General features: G+C 59.7%; 22 protein-coding genes. 6 read left to right on the top strand and 16 right to left on the bottom strand.

All coding sequences use genetic code 11. The features are described 5' to 3' along the window. Positions 1-6 precede the first annotated feature (6 nt). From K3819_RS08720 to K3819_RS08700, 5 genes are all read right to left on the bottom strand, one after another. The gene (locus tag K3819_RS08720) at positions 7-543 is read right to left on the bottom strand and encodes a C40 family peptidase (protein ID WP_039769812.1); all 537 of its coding nucleotides are present in this window, start codon (positions 541-543) and stop codon (positions 7-9) included. Between the two features lie 218 nt (positions 544-761). Beyond that, positions 762-1,382, bottom strand: a complete 621-nt coding sequence (locus K3819_RS08715) for a C40 family peptidase (protein ID WP_039769810.1) — start codon at positions 1,380-1,382, stop codon at positions 762-764. Between the two features lie 215 nt (positions 1,383-1,597). Then, entirely contained in the window at positions 1,598-2,302 is a 705-nt protein-coding gene (gene hda / locus K3819_RS08710) for a DnaA regulatory inactivator Hda (protein ID WP_007950396.1), read from the bottom strand. Between the two features lie 209 nt (positions 2,303-2,511). Beyond that, positions 2,512-3,585, bottom strand: coding sequence for an AI-2E family transporter (locus K3819_RS08705; RefSeq protein ID WP_039769808.1), 1,074 nt, complete (start codon positions 3,583-3,585; stop codon positions 2,512-2,514). A 35-nt stretch (positions 3,586-3,620) separates the two neighbouring features. Continuing rightward, complete coding sequence (locus tag K3819_RS08700; protein ID WP_221399052.1) at positions 3,621-4,679, bottom strand: DUF2066 domain-containing protein; 1,059 nt, start codon at positions 4,677-4,679, stop codon at positions 3,621-3,623. 375 nt (positions 4,680-5,054) lie between these two features. Between K3819_RS08700 and purM the strand changes: the two genes are divergently transcribed. From purM to K3819_RS08685, 3 genes are read left to right on the top strand one after another with little or no spacing between them, the layout of a single operon-like run. Next, on the top strand, positions 5,055-6,113 hold the full coding sequence (purM, locus tag K3819_RS08695) for a phosphoribosylformylglycinamidine cyclo-ligase (protein ID WP_011333132.1): 1,059 nt from the start codon (positions 5,055-5,057) through the stop codon (positions 6,111-6,113). Then, positions 6,113-6,763 (top strand): phosphoribosylglycinamide formyltransferase, encoded by a 651-nt coding sequence (gene purN, locus K3819_RS08690; protein ID WP_064378664.1) that lies wholly within the window; start codon positions 6,113-6,115, stop codon positions 6,761-6,763. The genes purM and purN overlap by 1 nt, the downstream gene beginning before the upstream one ends. A gap of 8 nt (positions 6,764-6,771) precedes the next feature. Then, positions 6,772-7,485 carry a DUF3108 domain-containing protein gene (locus tag K3819_RS08685; protein ID WP_007950391.1) on the top strand — a complete coding sequence of 238 codons (714 nt, stop codon included), beginning with the start codon at positions 6,772-6,774 and terminating at the stop codon, positions 7,483-7,485. Between the two features lie 53 nt (positions 7,486-7,538). Here the strand turns inward: K3819_RS08685 and K3819_RS08680 are convergent, their stop codons facing one another. Then, complete coding sequence (locus tag K3819_RS08680; RefSeq protein ID WP_085611492.1) at positions 7,539-9,164, bottom strand: methyl-accepting chemotaxis protein; 1,626 nt, start codon at positions 9,162-9,164, stop codon at positions 7,539-7,541. A 131-nt stretch (positions 9,165-9,295) separates the two neighbouring features. Beyond that, positions 9,296-10,351, bottom strand: a complete 1,056-nt coding sequence (locus K3819_RS08675; protein WP_409348322.1) for an amidohydrolase family protein — start codon at positions 10,349-10,351, stop codon at positions 9,296-9,298. Positions 10,352-10,480: 129 nt separating this feature from the next. Here K3819_RS08675 and K3819_RS08670 point away from each other — a divergent pair, with 129 nt between their 5' ends. Both K3819_RS08670 and K3819_RS08665 read left to right on the top strand, forming a co-directional pair. After that, complete coding sequence (locus tag K3819_RS08670; RefSeq protein WP_007959010.1) at positions 10,481-10,897, top strand: OsmC family protein; 417 nt, start codon at positions 10,481-10,483, stop codon at positions 10,895-10,897. A gap of 61 nt (positions 10,898-10,958) precedes the next feature. Then, complete coding sequence (locus K3819_RS08665) at positions 10,959-11,849, top strand: pirin family protein (protein ID WP_085611494.1); 891 nt, start codon at positions 10,959-10,961, stop codon at positions 11,847-11,849. A 42-nt stretch (positions 11,850-11,891) separates the two neighbouring features. On the opposite strand, the gene K3819_RS08660 is transcribed toward K3819_RS08665, so the two are convergent. From K3819_RS08660 to K3819_RS08645, 4 genes are all read right to left on the bottom strand, one after another. Then, positions 11,892-12,620, bottom strand: a complete 729-nt coding sequence (locus tag K3819_RS08660; RefSeq protein WP_221399050.1) for a dienelactone hydrolase family protein — start codon at positions 12,618-12,620, stop codon at positions 11,892-11,894. Between the two features lie 68 nt (positions 12,621-12,688). After that, on the bottom strand, positions 12,689-14,593 hold the full coding sequence (htpG, locus tag K3819_RS08655; RefSeq protein WP_085611655.1) for a molecular chaperone HtpG: 1,905 nt from the start codon (positions 14,591-14,593) through the stop codon (positions 12,689-12,691). Between the two features lie 81 nt (positions 14,594-14,674). After that, positions 14,675-15,127 carry a PaaI family thioesterase gene (locus tag K3819_RS08650; protein WP_085611495.1) on the bottom strand — a complete coding sequence of 151 codons (453 nt, stop codon included), beginning with the start codon at positions 15,125-15,127 and terminating at the stop codon, positions 14,675-14,677. Beyond that, positions 15,124-15,600, bottom strand: coding sequence for a PaaI family thioesterase (locus K3819_RS08645; protein WP_085611496.1), 477 nt, complete (start codon positions 15,598-15,600; stop codon positions 15,124-15,126). The genes K3819_RS08650 and K3819_RS08645 overlap by 4 nt, the downstream gene beginning before the upstream one ends. Before the next feature lie 158 nt (positions 15,601-15,758). Here K3819_RS08645 and K3819_RS08640 point away from each other — a divergent pair, with 158 nt between their 5' ends. Further along, complete coding sequence (locus K3819_RS08640; protein WP_007959016.1) at positions 15,759-15,995, top strand: hypothetical protein; 237 nt, start codon at positions 15,759-15,761, stop codon at positions 15,993-15,995. A gap of 77 nt (positions 15,996-16,072) precedes the next feature. Here K3819_RS08640 and K3819_RS08635 read toward each other — a convergent pair whose 3' ends face one another. The 5 genes from K3819_RS08635 to sucC form a co-directional block, all read right to left on the bottom strand. After that, entirely contained in the window at positions 16,073-16,474 is a 402-nt protein-coding gene (locus K3819_RS08635; protein ID WP_064594489.1) for an MAPEG family protein, read from the bottom strand. Then, on the bottom strand, positions 16,474-17,211 hold the full coding sequence (locus K3819_RS08630; protein WP_011333121.1) for a DUF599 domain-containing protein: 738 nt from the start codon (positions 17,209-17,211) through the stop codon (positions 16,474-16,476). Before K3819_RS08630 ends, K3819_RS08635 begins: the two co-directional genes overlap by 1 nt. 151 nt (positions 17,212-17,362) lie before the next feature. Continuing rightward, positions 17,363-18,676: a branched-chain amino acid transport system II carrier protein gene (gene brnQ / locus K3819_RS08625; RefSeq protein WP_039769790.1), complete on the bottom strand. Its 1,314-nt coding sequence runs from the start codon at positions 18,674-18,676 to the stop codon at positions 17,363-17,365. A 328-nt stretch (positions 18,677-19,004) separates the two neighbouring features. Then, positions 19,005-19,889, bottom strand: coding sequence for a succinate--CoA ligase subunit alpha (gene sucD / locus K3819_RS08620; protein ID WP_011333119.1), 885 nt, complete (start codon positions 19,887-19,889; stop codon positions 19,005-19,007). Then, a complete protein-coding gene (gene sucC, locus K3819_RS08615; RefSeq protein ID WP_007959029.1) occupies positions 19,889-21,055 on the bottom strand; it encodes an ADP-forming succinate--CoA ligase subunit beta in 1,167 nt (388 codons plus the stop codon). Before sucC ends, sucD begins: the two co-directional genes overlap by 1 nt. Positions 21,056-21,118: the final 63 nt, after the last annotated feature.

The following is a 21,118-nucleotide window of genomic DNA, read 5'->3' as shown; positions in this document are numbered from 1 at the left end:
TCTGGATTACGGGTTGTGCGCCAGATGCTCCGGCTGCAGAACGCGCTTGGCGCTCAGATAGGCTTTCTGCCAATAGGCTTTCGACAGGCTGTCCAGCTTCACCGTGCCGCCGGTGGCGGGCGCATGAACGAAGCGCCCTTCCCCGACGTAAATTCCCGCATGGCTGACCTGAGAGCCGCCATTGGTGGCGAAGAAGATCAGGTCGCCGGTTTGCAGCCCTTCTTTGCCGACATTCGGCGCCTGCATCACGATCATTTCGCGGGTGGAACGCGGCAGGCTGATGCCGGCGGCATCGCGGTAGACAAAACCAATCAGACCACTGCAATCGAAGCCCGAATCCGGCGTATTGCCGCCCCAGCGATAAGGCGTGCCGACCAGCCCTAGCGCGCGGAACAGCACGTCTTCGGCAGCAGGCGAAAAGGTCTGGGAGGATCCGAACACGATCGGAGCGCGAACCACCGGCGCAGGGGGTGGAGTGCGGCTGGCGCAGGCGCTGAGCAGCGCGGCGAAGAACATCAAGGCAAAGCGGGCCGACATCGTCATATGCAGAACATCCTGATCTGGCTGCGGCTTTGACTGCCGATTCGATGAAAACAAAACCGCCTGCGTTGGGACGCAGGCGGTTTGCCATCAATATAGATCAGGATTCTAGCGGCTACGCGGCAAACTTCAAGTAAGACTTTAACTTCACCTTGTAAAGTTTAGGTCTATTGCCTCTGAAGGGCCGCTTTGTCGCCACGAGCGTGGCGACAAATGCGTGATTACTTGCGAGCGGTAACCACGGTTGGAGCGTTCGCCAAAGCGCGTTTGGCTTCGATAAAGGTCTTGCTCCAGTAGCTGTCGCCCAGGCTGTCGATGCGAACACCGCCGCTGCGACGAGAGCTGGAATGGATGAACTGGTTGTCGCCCAGGTAGATCCCGGCGTGACTGACACGACCGCGACGACCATTGGTGGCGAAGAACAGCAGGTCGCCCGGCTCGAGGTTGCTGCGCGAAACCAGCGGCGCATCAACGTTGATCATTTCGCGGGTGGAGCGTGGCAGGTTCATGCCGGCCTCTTCACGGAACAGATAGCCGATGAAACCGCTGCAATCGAAACCGGCTTCAGAGGTACCACCGAAACGGTAACGGGTACCGATCAGGGACATGCCGCGTTCGAGGATGCTGTCGGCCAGAACCGGAAGCTGGTAAGGCTTCTTGCCGTTGAAGTCGGCGAGTTCTTTTTCGGTGTCCAGCTCTTCCTGGTAAATAACGGAGGACTGGGCGGTGGCAGAATTTTTAACCTGTTGTTGCTGCTCTTGATTAACAGGTGAATGAGCAGCGCAACCGAACAACAGGGTGACGAGTGCGAGAGGCACGAGGGGTGCGAAGCGCTTTAGCATGGGCACGACCGTGGCTGATAGTTGTAAAGAAGCCGAGACTATGCCCGCTATCAGCCTCATTTGCAAATTCAATCGATCTTTTTGTGACTTCCCGGTTTCTCGTTTACATCTAAGCGCTTAAGCCTATTTGAATCGAGACGCGGCCTGTGCACCCCCACAGGAAAGCGGGTTTTCTGGCGCCTGAAATATGCCGAAACCGGCTGAAAGCCCCGGTTTTACCAGCCCAGGGTTTCTTTCAGGAAGGGAATGGTCAGCTTGCGCTGAGCCTGCAAAGAGGCCTGATCGAGCTGCTCCAGCAGATCGAAAAGCGCGCTCATGCTGCGGGTACCGCGAGTCAAGATAAAATGTCCGACCTCGTCGGTCAGGTGCAAACCGCGACGGGATGCGCGCAATTGCAGGGCACGCAATTTGTCTTCATCGGAGAGCGGACGCATCTGGAAGATCAGCGCCAGGGTCAGGCGCGATTTCAGGTCAGCCAGTTTGATCGGCAGTTCACGTGGCGAAGTGGACGCCGCGATCAGCAGACGACGACCGCTGTCACGCAGACGGTTGAACAGATGAAACATCGCCTCTTCCCAGTCCGCCTTGCCGGCAATCACCTGCAAGTCATCCAGGCAGACCAGTTCGTACTGTTCGAGGTTGTCGAGAATTTCGATGCCGCGATCCATCAACTCGGCCAGCGGCAGGTACACCGCCGGTTCACCCATCTGTTCGAAGCGCAGGCACGCAGCCTGCAACAGATGCGTTCGCCCTACCCCGTGCTTGCCCCACAGATAGATCAGGCTTTCGGTCCAGCCGGCGTCGGCTTCGCATAGACGCTCGACATAGCCGAGTGCAGCGGCATTGGCGCCTGGGTAGTAGTTGATGAAGGTGGCGTCGTCACGCAGACGCACACCTAGGGGCAGCTGAATCGGTTTCATGCTGACTGAACAGTTCCCAAGGAACCGTTAGTGGCCTCTGTGTAAAGTGAGCGAAGTTTATACCCGTGAAGCGGAGCGCACAATGCGACAGACCCCAAGCAAAATCAAAGGTTTGCGTTAACGTGCTGGTTTTATGACAGTTTCTTTGGCGCCATGGCCTGCATGAGACGGGCCAACCCGGCAATCCACCGGGCAGCCCGCGCATCACATTACAACTCCGGCTCATCCACCCCGCTATAGATGTCGGAATCCTTGTACAGATCGTGGACGTGTCGCACCAGCACCATGATCACCGCCGCCACCGGCAATGCCAGCAGCACACCGGTGAAGCCGAACAGCTCGCCACCGGCCAGAATCGCGAAAATCACCGCCACCGGGTGCAGACCGATCCGATCCCCCACCAGCAAAGGCGTCAGCACCATGCCTTCCAGTGCCTGACCAACCATGAACACCGCCACGATCCCGATCATCGGATACAGATCGCCACCGAACTGGAACAACCCGGCAATCAGCGCCGCGCCGATGCCGATCACAAATCCCATGTACGGCACAATCGCCGCCAGCCCCGCGATCAGACCGATCAACAGGCCCAGCTCCAGCCCGACAATCATCAGACCGGCCGCATAGATCACGCCCAGCGCCAGCATCACCAGCAACTGCCCGCGCACGAACGCGCCCAGCACTTCATGGCACTCACCCGCCAGCGCCACCACACGCTCTTCGCGATCACGGGGCAACAGGCCACGGATCTTGGCCATCATCACGTCCCAATCACGCAGCAGGTAAAAGCTCACCACCGGGATCAGCACCAGATTCGCCAGCCAGCCGATCAGTGCCAGGCTCGAGGCCGTCGCCTGACTCAGCACCACACCGACGATATCCGTGGTCTGGCCCATGTGTTCGCTGATTGCGGCTTTGACCTTGTCGAACTTCCAGAAGCCGTCCGACAGCCCCAGCTTCGATTGCGCCCATGGCACGGCGGTGTGCTGCAACCAGTCGAGCATTTGCGGCGCCAGTTCATACAGCCGTACTAATTGCTTGGCGAGCATCGGCACCAGCACCAGCAACAACGCAGTGACGATCAGGGTGAACAAGGCGAACACCGCGATCACACCCCAGGTGCGGGACAACCCCAGGCGTTCCAGACGATCGACGAGCGGATCGAACAGATAGGCGAGCAGCAGCGCCACCAGAAACGGCGTAAGGATCGGATGCAGCAACCAGACAAACGCGCAAAGCAGGAGCACCCCACCGAGCCAGAACCAACGCCGCGTATCGGCCATGTAACACTCCATTGCTTATATATAAGAAAGAAAACCTACCAGCGGAACCGCAAAGACGGCGCCACCGGTGCAGGCGTCGGCGCAACGACTGGTGGCGCCCCGGCGACCGCAGGCTGAGGTGCAGCGACCGGAGCCGGCGCCTCGGCCGGCAATTCCTGCAACTTCGCCAGCGACAACTGCGCCCGCAACTGATCGGCACTGCCGTTGACCCGATACAGGACGCGATCGGCATCGACACTCTGCAGACGCACGCCAAACGGTTCGAGTAACCGCAGCAGCGCCGCGTAGTGCTCCAGATTCATGCCCTGGACTTCCAGGGTCTGCTGGCCGGACGCGCCCGGCTTGGCCACAAAGCGTGGCGCCAGCCGTTCAGTCACCGCCAGCATCACCGCATCGGCCACGGCGGCCTGATCCGCGCCCTGCACGTTGCCCGCCTCTTTTTTGTCGCCCAGCCACAATTGCCATTTGGCCTGCCATTGCCCACCGTCTTCGCGGGCATGCACGGCGAGCAAGGCGTCAGCGTTGTAGCGCTCGGAAGCGTTACGCAGCGGCGCCGGGTCGGCACCTTCAAGCGCAGGCGCGGTTGCGACCAATTGCTCGCTCAAGTCCGCCAAAGGCAGGCGCAACGGCAATCCACGGTGCTGGGCGGCACGGCGCAACGGTGCGGCACTGGCCTGTCCGTCGCCCACCAGGCTCGAACCCTCGGTCGAATCGTTCAGCCACCAACTCAGGATCGAGGGCCGGTTGGCGCCCCACAGCGCCAGCCCGGCGCGGCGCAACGCCTGCTCGGTGGTCCCCGGATCGAAATCGACTTTCAGCACTTCCGGCGGCCCGGCATCGAAACCGAACTGACTGATGATCTGCTGCGGATCCTTGCGAACCGGCGCCAGCCCCGGGTTCTGCGGGGCCTTCGGGTCGCCGGTCAGGCGCAGCACCAGCGTATCCAGCGCAGCCTGGGTCGCGCGATCGCGCTCCTCTGGCGACTGACCAGTGACCGGTTCGCGCACCTGATAAAGACCTTTGAGATTTTCCGCCTGGCTCGCCAGGCTGATCAGAGACAAACCACCCACTAACAGCAATTTACACAAACGCATGGAGAATTCCCGTCGACAAGAGCGGCTGGAACAGGCCGCGTGCACCGTTCTGGCAAGCCTGTGACCACAGGCCGTCGCAAAACATTCACACGCGGTCGGTAAGTTTTTGCACAGTCCTAACGATAGACGGTTCCTTATACAGGCACCCGTGATGTCGCCCACAGCGTCAATTGCAAAATTTTTCCATCGATATGCCCCTGCCCGTCGGCGTGAGGATGGCCGCTGCCCCTCAAGCCTGATAAAATCGCGCGCCTTCGCAGACCGGCAACAGCCGGGCACCCCGAACTTCGCGTGAGGCAATCGCCCCTGTCGGATTCGGCGTTCCCGCTGAACTCGGTCGTTACCCCTGAATCCCCTCCCCTAAAGGCCTGGATCATGAGCAAGCAACCCTCCCTGAGCTACAAGGACGCCGGTGTAGACATCGACGCCGGTGAAGCATTGGTCGAACGCATCAAGAGCGTCGCCAAGCGCACTGCGCGCCCGGAAGTCATGGGCGGCCTGGGCGGTTTCGGCGCCCTCTGCGAGATCCCGGCCGGTTACAAGCAGCCGGTACTGGTTTCCGGTACTGACGGCGTCGGCACCAAACTGCGCCTGGCGCTGAACCTGAACAAGCACGACAGCATCGGCCAGGACCTGGTCGCCATGTGCGTCAACGATCTGGTGGTGTGCGGCGCCGAGCCGCTGTTCTTCCTCGACTACTACGCCACCGGCAAGTTGAACGTCGACGTGGCCGCCACCGTGGTTACCGGTATCGGTGCAGGCTGCGAACTGGCTGGCTGCTCGCTGGTCGGCGGCGAAACCGCTGAAATGCCTGGCATGTACGAAGGCGAAGACTACGACCTGGCCGGTTTCTGCGTCGGCGTCGTGGAAAAAGCCGAAATCATCGACGGCTCGAAAGTCGCCACCGGTGATGCCCTGATCGCCCTGCCATCGTCCGGCCCGCACTCCAACGGCTACTCGCTGATCCGCAAGATCATCGAAGTGTCCGGTGCCGACATCGAAACCGTACAGCTCGACGGCAAGCCGCTGACCGAACTGCTGATGGCCCCGACCCGCATCTACGTGAAGCCGCTGCTCAAGCTGATCAAGGACACCGGCGCGGTCAAGGCCATGGCCCACATCACCGGTGGTGGCCTGCTGGACAACATCCCGCGCGTTCTGCCAAAAGGCGCTCAGGCCGTGGTTGACGTGGCCAGCTGGAACCGCCCGGCCGTCTTCGACTGGCTGCAAGAGAAAGGCAACGTCGACGAAACCGAAATGCACCGCGTGCTGAACTGCGGCGTGGGCATGGTGATCTGCGTGGCTCAGGAGCACGTTGAAGTTGCCCTGAACACCCTGCGTGACGCCGGCGAGCAGCCTTGGGTCATCGGTCAGATCGCTGCCGCTGCCGAAGGCGCGGCTCAGGTCGAACTGAAGAACCTCAAGGCTCACTGATGTCCCAGACCTGTGATGTCGTGGTGCTGTTGTCCGGCACCGGCAGTAACTTGCAGGCCCTGATCGACAGCACGCGGACCGGCGACAGCCCGGTCCGCATCGCTGCGGTGATTTCCAACCGCGCCGACGCCTACGGCCTGCAACGCGCCAGTGACGCGGGTATCGCCACCCGCTCGCTGGATCACAAGGGATTCGAGGGCCGCGAGGCCTTCGATACCGCCCTGATCGAACTGATCGACGAATTCAACCCCAAACTCGTGGTACTGGCCGGCTTCATGCGCATTCTCAGCGCTGACTTCGTCCGTCACTACCAGGGTCGCCTGCTCAACATCCACCCGTCGCTGCTACCCAAATACAAAGGGTTACACACTCATCAGCGCGCGCTGGAGGCTGGCGACGCCGAACACGGCTGCTCCGTGCACTTCGTCACCGAGGAACTCGATGGCGGACCACTGGTCGTACAGGCAGTAATCCCGGTAGAGTTGCACGATTCGCCGCAAAGTCTGGCGCAGCGGGTTCACGCTCAGGAACACCTGATCTACCCGATGGCCGTACGCTGGTTCGCCGAAGGACGGCTGAGCCTCGGCGAGCAAGGTGCTTTACTGGATGGCCAGCCACTGCCGGCCAGCGGTCACTTGATTCGAAACTAGGAGATATTATGCGTCGCGCCCTGCTCTTCGCTTGCGCTCTGCTCGCCCTGCCCTTCGCGCAGGCGGCAGACCTTCAACCGTTCTCCGCCAGCTACACCGCCGACTGGAAACAGCTGCCCATGAGCGGCACCGCCGAGCGCAGCCTGACCAAACAGGCCAACGGCGTCTGGAAGCTCAGCTTCAAGGCTTCGATGATGATTGCCAGCCTGTCCGAGGAAAGCACCCTGACCCTGGACAAGGACACCCTGCTGCCACAGTCCTACCACTTCGAACGCGGTGGTCTGGGCAAGGCGAAAAAGGCTGACCTGGACTTCGACTGGGCCAACAAGCTGGTGACCGGCACCGACCGCGGCGACGCAGTGAAAATCCCGCTCAACCGCGGCATGGTCGACAAATCCACCTATCAACTGGCGCTGCAGCATGACGTCGCCGCCGGCAAGAAAAGCATGAGCTATCAGGTAGTCGATGATGGCGAAGTCGATACCTACGACTTCCGCGTGCTGGGTTCGGAGAAAGTCGAAACCAAGGCCGGCCAGATCGATGCGATCAAGGTCGAGCGTGTCCGCGATCCGACACAAAGCAAGCGCATCACCGTCCTGTGGTTCGCCAAGGACTGGGATTACCTGCTGGTTCGCCTGCAACAGGTCGAAACCGACGGCAAGGAGTACAACATCATGCTCCTCGACGGTACGGTCAACGGCAAGACAGTCAAAGGCAGCTGATTCAACAAAAAGCCCCGCAAACGCGGGGCTTTTTTTCGCCTGTCGAACGCTGATCAGACCGAGAACCTGGCCACCATGCTGTTCAGGTCCACCGCCAGCCGCGACAGCTCCTGACTCGCAGCGCTGGTCTGGTTGGCACCCGCCGACGTCTGCATCGCCAGGTCACGGATGTTCATCAGGTTGCGATCGACCTCACGCGCCACGGCCGCCTGCTCTTCCGACGCACTGGCGATCACCAGGTTGCGCTCGTTGATCAAGGTAAACGCCGAAGCGATTTCCTCCAGCGCAACGCCGGCGGCCTTCGCCAGCTCCAGGGTCGAGCGCGCCCGAATATTGCTCTGCTGCATCGAGCTGACCGCCGAATCGGTGCCCTGCTGGATGCCGCCGATCATCTGCTCGATCTCCTGCGTCGACTGCTGAGTACGATGGGCCAGCGCCCGCACTTCGTCCGCCACCACCGCAAAACCCCGTCCGGCATCTCCCGCCCGTGCGGCCTCGATCGCCGCGTTCAACGCCAGCAGATTGGTCTGTTCGGCAATCGAGCGGATCACATCCAGCACTTTGCTGATGCTGTAGACCTTCTGCGCCAGGTCCTCCACCTGCGTGGCATTGGCGGTGACATCGTCCGCCAGCAGCTCGATGGACGACACGGTCTGCTGCACCTGCTCGCGACCATGCTGGGCAATACGATCAGACTCACGGGACGCCTCGGAAGTCGCGACGGCATTGCTCGCCACCTCCTCCACGGCGGCGGTCATCTGATTGACCGCCGTGGCCGCCTGTTCGATTTCCTGACTCTGCTGATGCAGCCCCCGCGTCGCGTCTTCGGTGACGCAGCTCAACTCTTCCGAGGCCGAGGCCAGTTGACTGGAGGACTCGGAGATCCGGCGGATAGTGTCTCGCAGGTTGTGCTGCATGCTCTTGAGCGCGTGCAGCAGCCGCGCCGGTTCGTCCTTGCCGGAAATGCTGATATCCCCGGTCAGATCGCCTCCGGCCACCACTTCCGCGACATTGAGCGATTGCGACAGCGGCAGCACGATGCTGCGGGTCAGCAATAACGCCAGCGCGATGGTAATCAGCGCAGTGATGCCGATCATCACCCCGACCCACACCCGCGAGTTGGTGAACACCAGCCGTGCGGCCTCTGTGGCGAGGTTGGCGTTGTGCTTGTTCAACTCGACCAACTCACGCAGGGTCACTGCAATTTCATCCGCCAGCGGGCTCATCTGTCCATTGAGAATGGCGGCCGCCTCTTCCACTCGTCCCTGAGCAGACAACGTCATCACCTGTGCCTGAAGCTCCAGGTACTTGTGTTCAGCGACCTTGAAGCGGTCGAATAGCGCGCGCTCTGCGGGCAACGCGATCAGGCTGTCGTAACGCTGCTGGGCTTCACTCAGCACACCGCGCAAATCATTGAGCTTGGCCACGTTCTGCTCCAGCGCCTGCGGATCGCGATTGAGCAACAGGCGCATGGTCAGCGCGCGCAGGCGCAGCATGTCCTGGCTCATCTCGCCCACCGCCATCACGCTGGGCAGCCAGTTGTTGTCGACCTCGTCGGATTGCGCACGCATGTTCGACATCTGCAACAGGGCGAACGCCCCAAGGGCAAACACCATCAGCGCCAGCACGCCAAAACCCAGCCCGGCCCGGGGCGCAATATTGAGACTACGGATACTCATTGCTCTGGTTCCTTCCAAAAGCGCTGCATCAACCCTGCAGCTGGTTGCTCTAGAAGGTATCGGCCCTTTTAAAAAATGCGTAAGACCAAAACGCGATATCAAAAGGCCTTGATCCTACGAACCCCTCGGCATTAACGATTCAGCGCGGGTTTGCCGGACTTGAGCGCTGTTCGCGGCAATATCGCCAGGAAGTTGTCCCGTGCGACTTTTTTCGCCACGGCTTCCGGCAAGGCGTCGAGAAACGGCTTGAAGCCGTGGATTTCCTTGCCGAGTTTGTTGAATCGCCCGACCACGTCCGAACCGATCATGAACCGATCCGGATAGCGCTCGACCAGTTGCACCCATTCCGCTCGCGGCTGACCCTTTTCGTCCAGCAGATAAGGCGTCAGCAAGCTCCACGACAGATCGATGAACAGGTTCGGGTAATCCTCCAGCATTCGCGTGAGGGTCGGCAGCAGAAAATCCAGTTGCGTCTGATGACGATGGATTTCGGCACTGGTGCCGGCATGCGCCCAGATGAACCGTGTGTGTGGATGATTACGCAGCGGCTCTTCGATTTCCTTCAGGTACAGCGGATTCTTCTCACGCTTGGAGGTGATGTTGGAATGCAGCATCACCGGCAGATCGTTTTCAGCGGCCAGGTGATAGATGCGGGTCATGGCTTCGTTGTTGGCGCGTGGCGTGTCGCCGGAGGTGAGTGCGGTGAGATCGTCGTGACGGGTGAAGACCTCGCCGATGCCCTGCCACAAGCCGGGATACAGATCGAGCATGCGCTGGATGTGCGCGGCGGAGTTCTTGTCGTTGGGGTTGAAGCCTGAAAGAAACGGGTGAAAGTACTGGCGTTGCTCCGGCGTCAGCTTCTGCACCGCGTCGGCGACGATCACGTCAGTCGCGCTGTACCAGTAGGCATCGGCGTCATCACCGGCGTAATAACGCGGGCGCTTCGGCTCGTCTTCGTGCCATTTCTTCGCCACGGGAATGCCGGAAATCATCACGTGCTCGATGGCATTTTCCTTCATGGCCGTCAGCAATTTCGGCATGCCGGCGGTTTCCTGGAAAAAATCCACGTAATGCAGGTGCGCGTCACTGTAGGTGTATTCCCGGGCACTGGCGGCGCCGGTGAAAACCATCAGGCAGGCAAGGCTCAAACGAAACACGGACACAAGCATTCTCCGGCAGACAGGCATAGCCTAGACCCTCGCCGGGCAACGCGGGTTCACCCGGCAAGAAAGTGGAACGCGCCTGTGTGGGAAATGCTCTATACCTGCAAGGTCTTTTTTGATCGAATCCCTTTTCCTACAGCTTGCGAGGTTCACATGACCGTTACCGTCAATACCGTGTCCGCCGAAGGTTTTCGCCACACCGTTCAGATCGATGAGCATGAGCTGTTTGCAGACGTCCCGACGACGGCTGGCGGCGAAGGCTCGGCTCCGGAGCCGCACGATTACTTCGACGCCGCCCTCGGTGCCTGCAAGGCCCTGACCCTGAAGCTGTACGCGAAGAAAAAGGACATCCCGCTGACCGGCGTCGGCGTTGAGGTCAAACGCGACAACAGCCAGGAACAGAAAGGCAAATACGCCCTGCACGTGACCCTCACCCTCAAGGGCGTGCTCACCGATGCCCAGCGCGAAGAACTGCTGCGCGTCGCCGATCGCTGCCCGATCCACAAGCTGATGACCACCAGCGAAGTCACCATCGAAACCCACGCGCCAGTCGGCTTCGACAGCCAGTAATCACCTCGATGACACCGGCGGGTTATGCTCCACGCATCACCCGCTCAGCCTGGAATGGACCATGGACACCCAACCCCTGATCATCCGCCCGCGCGCCGAAGACGTCGAAGGCCAGCCGATCCTGCGCCCGCTGCCGTCAGCCAAATGCCGCAGCGTCGGGCCTTTTGTGTTTTTCGACCACATGCTCGAAACGGTTTATCCGGCGGGCAAAGGCATGAACATCCGACAGCATCCGCACATCGGTCTGTCGACCCTCACGTATTTGTTCGAAGGACAGATCCAGCACAAGGACAGCCTGGGTTCGGATCAGGTGGTCAGCGCCGGCGATGTCAGCTGGATGACGGCTGGTACGGCGATCGCGCACGTCGAGCGCACGCCCGAACCGCTGTGGGAGCAAAGCTTCAAGATGCATGGCCTGCAAATCTGGCTCGCCTCGCCCAAGGATCACGAACAAGGCCCGGGGCATTACAGCCACCACCCGGCCTCGACCTTGCCGGTCAGCGATAACCTCGGCGTGCAGATTCGCCTGATCGCCGGGTCAGGCTTTTGCCTGGAATCACCGGTGCCGGTGCTTTCTCCTACGCTGTATGCCGAACTGAAGATGCAAACCGCGACCACGTTGCTGATCCCGACCGAACATGAAGAGCGGGCGCTGTATGTGTTGAGTGGTGATGTGCAGCTGAATGGCGAGACGGTGGAACCCCATGCGCTGGCGGTATTGCCGGCCGGGGAAGAGATGAGTCTGTTCGCCGAGAGCGACAGCCACGCGGTGTTGTTCGGTGGTGCGCCACTGGATGGGCCACGGCGAATCAACTGGAATTTTGTCGCAAGCGATCCGGCGGCGATCGATGAGGCGCGGCGCAAGTGGGCGGCCGGGGACTGGCCGACGGTGCCGGGGGAAGTCGAGCGGATTGAACTGCCTAAATCGCGCAGCGAGCCGACACCGCTGTAAACCAATACTCCCACGCCAGGCGTGGGAGTGTTTTCAGCCGATTCAGCCCTTGAACACTTCTTCCAGCAAGTCATGCATCGACTTGAACGCCCGCGCTGCGGTCTTCGCGTCGTACATCATCTTGCCCGGCACATTGGCGTGCGGATCGGTGAACGAGTGCACGGCGCCACCGTAGCTCAGCAACTGCCAGTCCACGCCAGCAGCGTTCATCTCGTCCTCGAATGCCGGCAACTGCTCTTTCGGCACCAGCGGGTCCGAAGCACCGTGCAGCACCAGCACCGAGCCCTTGATGTTCTTCGCGTCCGCCGGGGTCGGCGAATCCAGTGTGCCGTGGAACGACACCGCCGCTTTCACCGGGGCACCGGTGCGGGCCAGATCCAGCGCGCAGCAGCCGCCGAAGCAGAAACCGAATACCGCCAGTTTCGAGATATCGACCGCCGCCTCGCCCTGCTTCTGCAATTGCTCGAATGCGGCCTGCATACGCTTGCGCAGCAGCGCACGATCATTCTTCAGCGGCATCATCGCCGCACCAGCCTGATCAGCGTTCTGCGGACGCACGGCCTGGCCATACACGTCAGCGATCAGCACCACATAACCCTTGGCCGCCACCGACTTGGCGATCTCTTCAGCGCCAGCGCTGACACCCATCCAGTTCGGCGCCATCAGCAGACCCGGACGCGCGCCTTTGTGCTCGGCGTCGAAGGCCAGGCGACCTTCATAAGGCTGGCCGTCAATCTGATAGACCACGGAACGTACAGTGACTTGGCTCATTTCTGACTCCAGATTGGTTGAATTCCAGAATGAAAAAACCCGCCGAAGCGGGTTTTTCTACAGCTTGATCAGGCCGACAGCTCGACCAGCAGCTTGTTCAGACGGGTCACGTAAGCGGCCGGGTCTTTCAAGCTGTCGCCCGCCGCCAGGGCGGCCTGGTCGAAGAGGATGTGCGACAGGTCGCTGAAGCGATCTTCGCTGGCCTCGTTGTCGAGCTTCTCGATCAGCGGGTGGCTCGGGTTGAATTCGAAGATCGGCTTCGAATCCGGCACCTTTTGCCCACTGGCTTCAAGGATCTGACGCATTTGCAGACCCAGATCCTGCTCGCCAATCGCCAGAATGGCCGGCGAATCGGTCAGGCGATGGGAAACCCGGACTTCGGCAACGGAATCGCCCAGTGCGGTTTTCAGGCGCTCGACCAGACCTTCTTTCGACTTGGCGACTTCTTCTGCGGCCTTCTTGTCCTCTTCCGAGTCCAGGTTGCCCAGGTCCAGGTCACCGCGTGCGACGTCGACAAAGCTCTTGCCGTCGAACTCGCTCAGGTAGCTCATCAGCCACTCGTCGATGCGGTCGGTCAGCAGCAGCACTTCGATGCCTTTCTTGCGGAAGACTTCCAGGTGCGGGCTGTTCTTGACCTGCGCGTAGGTTTCGCCGGTGAGGTAGTAGATCTTGTCCTGACCGTCCTTGGCGCGCGCCAGGTACTCGGCCAGACCGACGATCTGCTCGCCATCGGTGCCGTTGGTCGATGCGAAACGCAGCAGACCGGCAATTTTTTCCTTGTTGGCGAAATCTTCTGCCGGGCCTTCTTTCATGACCTGACCGAAGTTTTTCCAGAAGCCCTTGTATTGCTCAGGCTCGTTCTTCGCCAGTTTTTCCAGCATGTCCAGCACGCGCTTGGTCAGCGCCGACTTCATCGAGTCGATGATCGGGTCTTTCTGCAGGATTTCCCGCGACACGTTCAGCGAAAGGTCGTTGGAGTCGACCACGCCCTTGATGAAGCGCAGGTACAGCGGCAGGAACGACTCGGCCTGATCCATCACGAACACGCGCTGTACGTACAGCTTCAGGCCTTTCGGCGCTTCACGCTGGTACAGATCGAACGGTGCGCGGGCCGGCACGTACAGCAGCGAGCTGTACTCAAGCTTGCCTTCAACCTTGTTGTGACTCCACGACAGCGGGTTTTCGAAGTCGTGAGCGATGTGTTTGTAGAACTCCTGGTATTCCTCGTCCTTCACTTCGGTGCGAGGACGGGTCCACAGGGCGCTGGCGCGGTTGACGGTTTCCCATTCAACTTCAGGCTTCTCTTCGCCTTCGGCAGCGGCCACTTCTTTCGGCAGCTCGATCGGCAGCGCGATGTGGTCGGAGTACTTCTTGATGATGTTGCGCAGACGCCAGCCATCGGCAAACTCGTCTTCACCGGATTTCAGGTGCAGGACGATGCGGGTGCCGCGCTCCGGCTTGTCGAGGGTGGCGACTTCGAATTCGCCCTCGCCTTTCGACGACCAGTGCACGCCTTCGCTGGCAGCAGTGCCGGCGCGACGGCTGTACACGTCAACTTTGTCAGCAACGATGAAGGCCGAGTAGAAACCCACGCCGAACTGACCGATCAGGTGCGAATCCTTCTTCTGATCGCCGGACAGGTTTTTCATGAAATCGGCAGTGCCGGATTTGGCGATGGTACCCAGGTGGGTGATCACATCGTCACGGTTCATGCCGATGCCGTTGTCTTCGAGGGTGACGGTCTTGGCGTCCTTGTCGAAGCTCACACGGATTTTCAGTTCAGCGCCATCTTCGAGCAACTCAGGCTTGGCCAGGGCTTCGAAGCGCAATTTGTCGACAGCGTCAGAGGCGTTCGAGATCAATTCGCGAAGGAAGATTTCCTTGTTGGAATACAGCGAATGGATCATGAGGTGCAGCAGTTGCTTCACCTCGGTCTGGAAGCCCAGGGTTTCCTTTTGAGTTTCCACACTCATGGTCATCAAACTCCAATCAGATGGCATTGGCCGCGACCTTACCGGTCGGCGGCGGGTTGTTCTGTGAGTTGGGGGCGTGCTTCAGGATTTCAAGGGCTCATCGATTTTGAAATGCGCGCGGGCAGTGGCGATCGGTTCGCTCTCGGTACTTTGCCAGGCCGTGACCGCGACGTTGGCCACCCGCCGGCCCTGGCGGCAGACCTGACACCGGGCCCAGGTATCGCGAAACTGCCCGGCCCGCAGGTAATCGAGGGAAAAATCGATAATTTTCGGTACACCGGGCGCGCCGGTGAAAATCAGCAGGTGCAGGGCCGCGGACAGCTCCATGAACCCGGCAATCACCCCGCCGTGGATCGCCGGCAATAAAGGGTTACCAATGTTGTCCTTGTTGGCCGGCAGCTTGAACAGCAAGTCATCACCGACCCGCGAACACTCGACGCCGATCAGCCCGGCATAGGGAATCAGCTTCAGGAGCGGCGCGTAGTTACCCGTCTCGTGGGCCTCTTGCAGCTGCTGCTTGAAATCATCGCTCATGGGGTTTCTCCCTTGATCGCGCCACCAAAGCCTTTGGTGCCTTTAAGGCCCTTGCCCATGCGCATGAAGGTGCCGACGACATGGGCAATCGGCTGCTCGGGATCGTCCTGATAGGCAAAGCCGCGAGCGAAGATCACATCGGTGGTGACTCGATAACATTGGGCGAAGCCGTAAACATCTTTATGCGGCTCAGCGGCATGCATGTAGTCGATGCGCAGATCGAGGGTCGGGCAGACTTCGAATTCCGGCAGGACGCACAGGGTCGACATGCCGCACGCGGTGTCCATCAACGACGTGATCGCCCCGCCGTGGACCACGCCGGTCAGCGGATTACCGACAATTTGTGCACTGTACGGCAGCACCACCGTCAGGCCTTCGCTACTCGCGCTGTGCACCTTCAATCCCAGCACCTGGCAGTGGCGCAAGGCCGAGAGAAACCGTGTCGCACGCTCAAAAACGGGGTTTTCGGCCATTTGATAATTACTCTTGTTAGTCGCTATTCCCAGTAGTGGAAAGAACAGCAAAAGTTCCATTGCAAAACAAACTTATATATCTGAAAGAAATGAGGAACTTAAGCCGTGGGCCTGAGCTCTTAAGGCCAGTAGTTATTTTCCATAAGGAGAAACACCCCATGCGTAAGACTTTAGCTATTGCCTTGATGTTGACCGCTTCCCTCGGTCTCGCTGCCTGCGATAAAAAATCCGAGGACAAAGCTCAAGATGCCAACCAACATGCTGAACAAGCTCAGCAAGACATGAACAAAGCTCAGGATAAAGTGAACGACGCAGCGAAAGAAAACGCCGAAGCTGCCAAAGCTCAGGCCGAATCGAACGCTGCAGCGCAAGAAGAAGCTGCCAAGAAGCAATAAGCCGCTCTTGATGGCCAAAAAAGAAAACCCGCCAAGTGCGGGTTTTCTTTTGCCTGTGATTTTTTGCCCATGCCGTCTTAGAGCAAAACAGTTCTAAAAGTCGGACTAATCATCAGCAACAATGAACACACTAAGCCGACCAGCCAGACCAGACTGCGCAGCTTGGGAATATCCGCCAGGTAAAACCACAGATAGAAAATCCGTGAGATCACGAAGATGATCGCCAATGTATCGATCAGCCATCCCGCCGTCTGCGTGGTATGCGCCATCAGCACGCCAACGGCGAACAGGATGAACGCTTCGATGCTGTTCTGATGTGCCGCCAGCGCCCGCGCTCCGTAACCGGTGAGTTGCGCCTGTTGCTGACGCGGCAGATGGTTGTTGTAACCGCCCTGCTCTTTCATGGCCTTGCCGACCGGCATACGCGCCACGTAGATCAACAATGCACTAATAAACACACACCAGAACGGAATACTCATCAAGCAGCCTCTTTGTTCGCTTCGGGCAATGGCGCCTCTGTAGGGGTATAGACCATTACATCGAGCACGTCGGAATGAAACTCCCGGCGATACAACACCAGCACCACGCCGGCGCTCATCAACATGAACAGCCACGGGCTGACGAACCACGCCAGCATGCTCATCCCGAAGTAATACGAACGCAGACCGAAGTTGAACTGGTTGGCCGCCATCGAAATCACCCGCGCTGCCCGCGAGGCGAACGCCTTGCGCTCCTGCTCCGAGACTTGCCGCTCACCGATCATCGGGGCCGAGCCGACCAGAATCGCGGCGAAGTTGTACTGGCGCATGCACCAGCTGAAGGTGAAGAAGGCATAGACGAACACCAGCGCCAGGCACAGCAACTTGATCTCCGACATGCCCTGCGAAGCCTGTTGCACCATCGGAATGTCCGCCAGCAATGACACCGCGCGCTCGGAAGCGCCGAGCACGGTCAGAATGCCCGCCAGGATAATCAGTGTGCTGGAAGCGAAGAACGAGGCGTTGCGCTCAAGGTTGCCGATCACGCTGGCATCGGCGATGCGGTTGTCGCGCAGCAGCATGCGGCGCATCCAGTCTTCGCGGTACAGGTGCAGCACGCTGGCCAGGCACGCGGTGTCACGGCCCTTCCAGGTGGCATAACGGGTGTAGCCGCCCCAGCAGATGACAAACCAGAGCGCGGCCAGCAGGTGGATCAGGTTGGCTTGGATGAACGACATGCAATTCCCTGTGATGAAGATTTCGGCTCCCCTTCGACGTTAGTCGACGGAAAAAGACACTGCCTGAAGCCCATAAAAAATGCCCCGTATCGATTGATACGGGGCATTTCTGTTTAATCGCTCGGCAGCCGCTTGTGGCGACCCGGCAATCTTAAGCGAGTGCTTCGGCGCGCTTGCCCAGCAGGCGGTCGCAAACCACGGCAACCACCAGGGTCATCACGCACGGCACCAGCCACGCCAGACCTTGCTCGCTCAGCGGCAGGTGGGCCAGTTGCGATGGCATCCAGTCAGCCAGACCGGCGCCTTTCAGGGCATCGATGGTACCGAACACAAACGACACCAACATTACCGGGCCCATGATGCGGCTCTGTTCATGCCAGAACGCCGCACAGAAGCTCAGGGCCACCAGCACGATGCACGGCGGGTAGATCGCGGTCAGTACCGGGATCGAGAACGCGATCAGCTTGGTCAGGCCCAGGTTGGACACCAACAGCGAGAACGCCGCCAGGATGATCACCAGGGTCTTGTACGACAGCGGCAGTACGCGGCTGAAGTATTCGGCACAGGCGCAGGTCAGGCCAACCGCCGTCACCAGGCACGCCAGGGAGATCAGCACGGCAAGGAAGCCACTGCCCAGCGAACCGAAGGTGTGTTGCACGTAGGCGTGCAGCACCGCCGCGCCGTTGGTCGCGCCCGCCGCCACTTCATGGCTGCCGGAACCCAGACGGAACAGGCTGACATACACCAGCGCCAGACCGACACCGGCAATCAGCCCGGCGATGATCGCGTAACGGGTGATCAGCGCCGGCGACTCGACGCCACGGGAGCGGATCGCGTTGACGATGACGATGCCGAACACCAGCGCGCCGAGGGTATCCATGGTCAGATAACCATTGATGAAGCCCTGGGAGAACGGTGCCGCAACGTATTCCGGAGTGGCCACGCCGATATCACCAGCCGGCAGTGCGAATGCGGCGATGCCGAGCACGGCCAGGGCGATGATTTTCAGCGGCGCGAGGAAGCGACCGACAGTGTCCAGCAGACGCCCAGGGTAGAGCGAAATGAAGAACACCAGCAGGAAGTACACCGAACTGTAGAGGAACAGTGCCAGCGGGCTCTCGCCGGTCAGCGGCGCCAGACCTACTTCAAAGGAGACGGTCGCGGTTCGCGGGGTGGCGAACAATGGGCCGACGGCCAGGTAGCAAGCCGCTGCCAGCACGCCACCAGCGATTTTGCCGATCGGGCTGCTCAGGGCATCCATTGCGCCACCGACCTTGGCCAGTGCGACCACGGTGACCACCGGCAGACCGACCGCCGTGATCAGAAAGCCCAGCGCCGCAATCCAGACGTTAGGCCCGGACTGCAAACCGACGATAGGCGGGAAGATGATGTTGCCGGCCCCGACGAACAGGGCGAATGTCATAAAGCCAAGTGCCAGGATGTCCTGACCTTTCAAAACTTTCATTAAGGAAATACCACACTACTGAATCGGAATTTAGAGGGGGATTTCCCTGTGGGGTTAGGGAAATGCTGTCAATCCGTATAAGACTGACCCGTTTAGCGCGTTGCATGCCTTGTGGGCGGCAGACGCAAAATGGCGGCTAGCCTAACGAATTTGCCCGACAAACGCACTGTTAGAGGGCGAACTATCCGATACGCGACGTTTCTGTGTCGCGTTTTTGCATGTTATTGGGTGAGTGCTTATAAATTGCCATCGTCCACCCGAACGCCAGAAACGACAAAGGCCACCCGAAGGTGGCCTTTGTTGCTGTAGCAGAGAAGTCAGCCGAAGCTTACTTCTTCACTTCCCAGCCAGTCAGCTCGGCCAGGGCCTTGCCGATGTCTGCCAGCGAACGCACGGTTTTCACGCCTGCGTCTTGCAGAGCAGCGAATTTCTCGTCTGCAGTGCCTTTGCCGCCGGAGATGATTGCGCCAGCATGGCCCATGCGCTTGCCCGGAGGAGCAGTCACACCAGCGATGTAGGAAACAACCGGCTTGGTCACGTTAGCCTTGATGTAGGCAGCCGCTTCTTCTTCAGCCGAACCGCCGATCTCGCCGATCATGACGATCGCTTCGGTCTTCGGGTCTTCCTGGAACAGCTTCAGGATGTCGATGAAGTTCGAACCCGGGATCGGGTCACCACCGATGCCGACGCAAGTCGACTGACCGAAACCGGCGTCAGTAGTCTGCTTCACAGCTTCGTAGGTCAGGGTGCCGGAACGGGAAACGATACCGACCTTGCCTGGCAAGTGAATGTGACCTGGCATGATGCCGATCTTGCATTCGCCTGGGGTGATCACGCCTGGGCAGTTAGGGCCGATCAGGGTAACACCCAGCTCGTCGCACTTAACTTTGGCGTCCAGCATGTCCAGGGTAGGAATGCCTTCGGTGATGCAGACGATCAGCTTGATGCCGCCGAAAGCTGCTTCCAGGATCGAGTCCTTGCAGAAAGGAGCCGGAACGTAGATCACGCTGGCGGTGGCGCCAGTGGCTTCTACAGCTTCTTTCACGGTGTTGAACACAGGCAGGTTCAGGTGAGTGGTGCCACCTTTGCCTGGCGTCACGCCGCCAACCATTTTGGTGCCGTAGGCAATGGCTTGTTCGGAGTGGAAAGTACCCTGCGCACCGGTGAAGCCCTGGCAGATTACTTTGGTGTCTTTATTGATCAGGACGCTCATTACTTGCCCTCCGCAGCTTTAACGACTTGTTGAGCAGCGTCGGTCAGGCTGGTAGCAGCGATGATGTTCAAACCGCTTTCTGCCAGTACTTTAGCGCCCAGTTCAGCGTTGTTGCCTTCAAGACGAACAACAACCGGGATTTTCACGCCGACTTCTTTCACTGCACCGATGATGCCTTCGGCAATCATGTCGCAACGAACGATGCCGCCGAAGATGTTAACCAGTACTGCAGCGACATTGCTGTCGGACAGAATGATTTTGAAAGCTTCGGTTACGCGTTCTTTGGTAGCACCACCACCTACGTCGAGGAAGTTGGCTGGCTTGCCGCCGTGCAGGTTGACGATGTCCATGGTACCCATGGCCAGGCCGGCACCGTTCACCATGCAGCCGATGTTGCCTTCCAGCGCTACGTAGTTCAGTTCGAACTTGGCAGCGTGCGCTTCGCGCGGATCGTCCTGCGACGGATCGTGGAAAGTCTTCAGCTTGGGCTGGCGGTACATTGCGTTGGCGTCGATGTTGATCTTGGCATCCAGGCAGTGCAGATCGCCGTCAGCCTTGATCACCAGCGGGTTCACTTCCAGCAGAGCCAGGTCGTGATCCTTGAACAGCTTGGCCAGACCTACGAAGATCTTGGCGAACTGAGCAACCTGCTTGCCTTCCAGACCCAGCTGGAATGCCAGCTCGCGACCCTGGAATGGCTGAGCGCCGACCAGTGGATCGATGGTGGCTTTCAGAATTTTTTCTGGAGTGTCGTGAGCGATTTTCTCGATGTCCACGCCACCTTCGGTGGAAGCCATGAACACGATGCGACGGCTCGAACGGTCAACGACAGCGCCCAGGTACAGCTCTTTAGCGATATCAGTGCACGATTCAACCAGGATCTTGGTGACTGGCTGGCCGTTGGCGTCAGTCTGGTAAGTCACCAGACGCTTGCCCAGCCACTGCTGTGCGAAGGCTTTGGCGTCTTCTTTGCTGCGAACCAGCTTGACGCCGCCCGCTTTACCGCGACCACCGGCGTGAACCTGGGCTTTGACAACCCACTCGTTGCCGCCGATTTTGTCGCAAGCTTCTGCTGCTGCTTCCGGGGTGTCTACTGCGAAACCAGTGGAAACTGGCAGGCCGTATTCAGCGAACAGCTGCTTACCCTGATACTCGTGAAGATTCATGCTTTTTACCGTCTTCGTTAGGTACTGCGCATTCGGCGCTGCGCTCTTTATGAGTGCCGCGCC

This window comes from Pseudomonas sp. 3-2 (assembly GCF_019710535.1).
GTDB lineage: Bacteria > Pseudomonadota > Gammaproteobacteria > Pseudomonadales > Pseudomonadaceae > Aquipseudomonas > Aquipseudomonas pharyngis.
The sequence above is the reverse complement of the archived record's forward strand: the minus strand, read 5'-3'. Positions and strand labels throughout refer to the sequence as shown.

Excerpts from the sequence above, each read along its gene's own strand:
- sucD (WP_011333119.1), bottom strand. The coding sequence starts at position 19,889 with ATGAGCGTCCTGATCAATAAAGACACCAAAGTAATCTGCCAGGGCTTC.
- purN (WP_064378664.1), top strand. The coding sequence starts at position 6,113 with ATGTCCCAGACCTGTGATGTCGTGGTGCTGTTGTCCGGCACCGGCAGT.
- K3819_RS08675 (WP_409348322.1), bottom strand. The coding sequence starts at position 10,351 with ATGCCTGTCTGCCGGAGAATGCTTGTGTCCGTGTTTCGTTTGAGCCTT.
- K3819_RS08670 (WP_007959010.1), top strand. The coding sequence starts at position 10,481 with ATGACCGTTACCGTCAATACCGTGTCCGCCGAAGGTTTTCGCCACACC.
- K3819_RS08685 (WP_007950391.1), top strand. The coding sequence starts at position 6,772 with ATGCGTCGCGCCCTGCTCTTCGCTTGCGCTCTGCTCGCCCTGCCCTTC.
- K3819_RS08645 (WP_085611496.1), bottom strand. The coding sequence starts at position 15,600 with ATGGCCGAAAACCCCGTTTTTGAGCGTGCGACACGGTTTCTCTCGGCC.
- K3819_RS08720 (WP_039769812.1), bottom strand. The coding sequence starts at position 543 with ATGACGATGTCGGCCCGCTTTGCCTTGATGTTCTTCGCCGCGCTGCTC.
- sucC (WP_007959029.1), bottom strand. The coding sequence starts at position 21,055 with ATGAATCTTCACGAGTATCAGGGTAAGCAGCTGTTCGCTGAATACGGC.
- K3819_RS08680 (WP_085611492.1), bottom strand. The coding sequence starts at position 9,164 with ATGAGTATCCGTAGTCTCAATATTGCGCCCCGGGCCGGGCTGGGTTTT.
- K3819_RS08660 (WP_221399050.1), bottom strand. The coding sequence starts at position 12,620 with ATGAGCCAAGTCACTGTACGTTCCGTGGTCTATCAGATTGACGGCCAG.
- K3819_RS08650 (WP_085611495.1), bottom strand. The coding sequence starts at position 15,127 with ATGAGCGATGATTTCAAGCAGCAGCTGCAAGAGGCCCACGAGACGGGT.
- hda (WP_007950396.1), bottom strand. The coding sequence starts at position 2,302 with ATGAAACCGATTCAGCTGCCCCTAGGTGTGCGTCTGCGTGACGACGCC.
- K3819_RS08665 (WP_085611494.1), top strand. The coding sequence starts at position 10,959 with ATGGACACCCAACCCCTGATCATCCGCCCGCGCGCCGAAGACGTCGAA.
- brnQ (WP_039769790.1), bottom strand. The coding sequence starts at position 18,676 with ATGAAAGTTTTGAAAGGTCAGGACATCCTGGCACTTGGCTTTATGACA.
- K3819_RS08640 (WP_007959016.1), top strand. The coding sequence starts at position 15,759 with ATGCGTAAGACTTTAGCTATTGCCTTGATGTTGACCGCTTCCCTCGGT.
- K3819_RS08715 (WP_039769810.1), bottom strand. The coding sequence starts at position 1,382 with ATGCTAAAGCGCTTCGCACCCCTCGTGCCTCTCGCACTCGTCACCCTG.
- K3819_RS08630 (WP_011333121.1), bottom strand. The coding sequence starts at position 17,211 with ATGTCGTTCATCCAAGCCAACCTGATCCACCTGCTGGCCGCGCTCTGG.
- K3819_RS08700 (WP_221399052.1), bottom strand. The coding sequence starts at position 4,679 with ATGCGTTTGTGTAAATTGCTGTTAGTGGGTGGTTTGTCTCTGATCAGC.
- K3819_RS08635 (WP_064594489.1), bottom strand. The coding sequence starts at position 16,474 with ATGAGTATTCCGTTCTGGTGTGTGTTTATTAGTGCATTGTTGATCTAC.
- K3819_RS08705 (WP_039769808.1), bottom strand. The coding sequence starts at position 3,585 with ATGGCCGATACGCGGCGTTGGTTCTGGCTCGGTGGGGTGCTCCTGCTT.
- purM (WP_011333132.1), top strand. The coding sequence starts at position 5,055 with ATGAGCAAGCAACCCTCCCTGAGCTACAAGGACGCCGGTGTAGACATC.
- htpG (WP_085611655.1), bottom strand. The coding sequence starts at position 14,593 with ATGAGTGTGGAAACTCAAAAGGAAACCCTGGGCTTCCAGACCGAGGTG.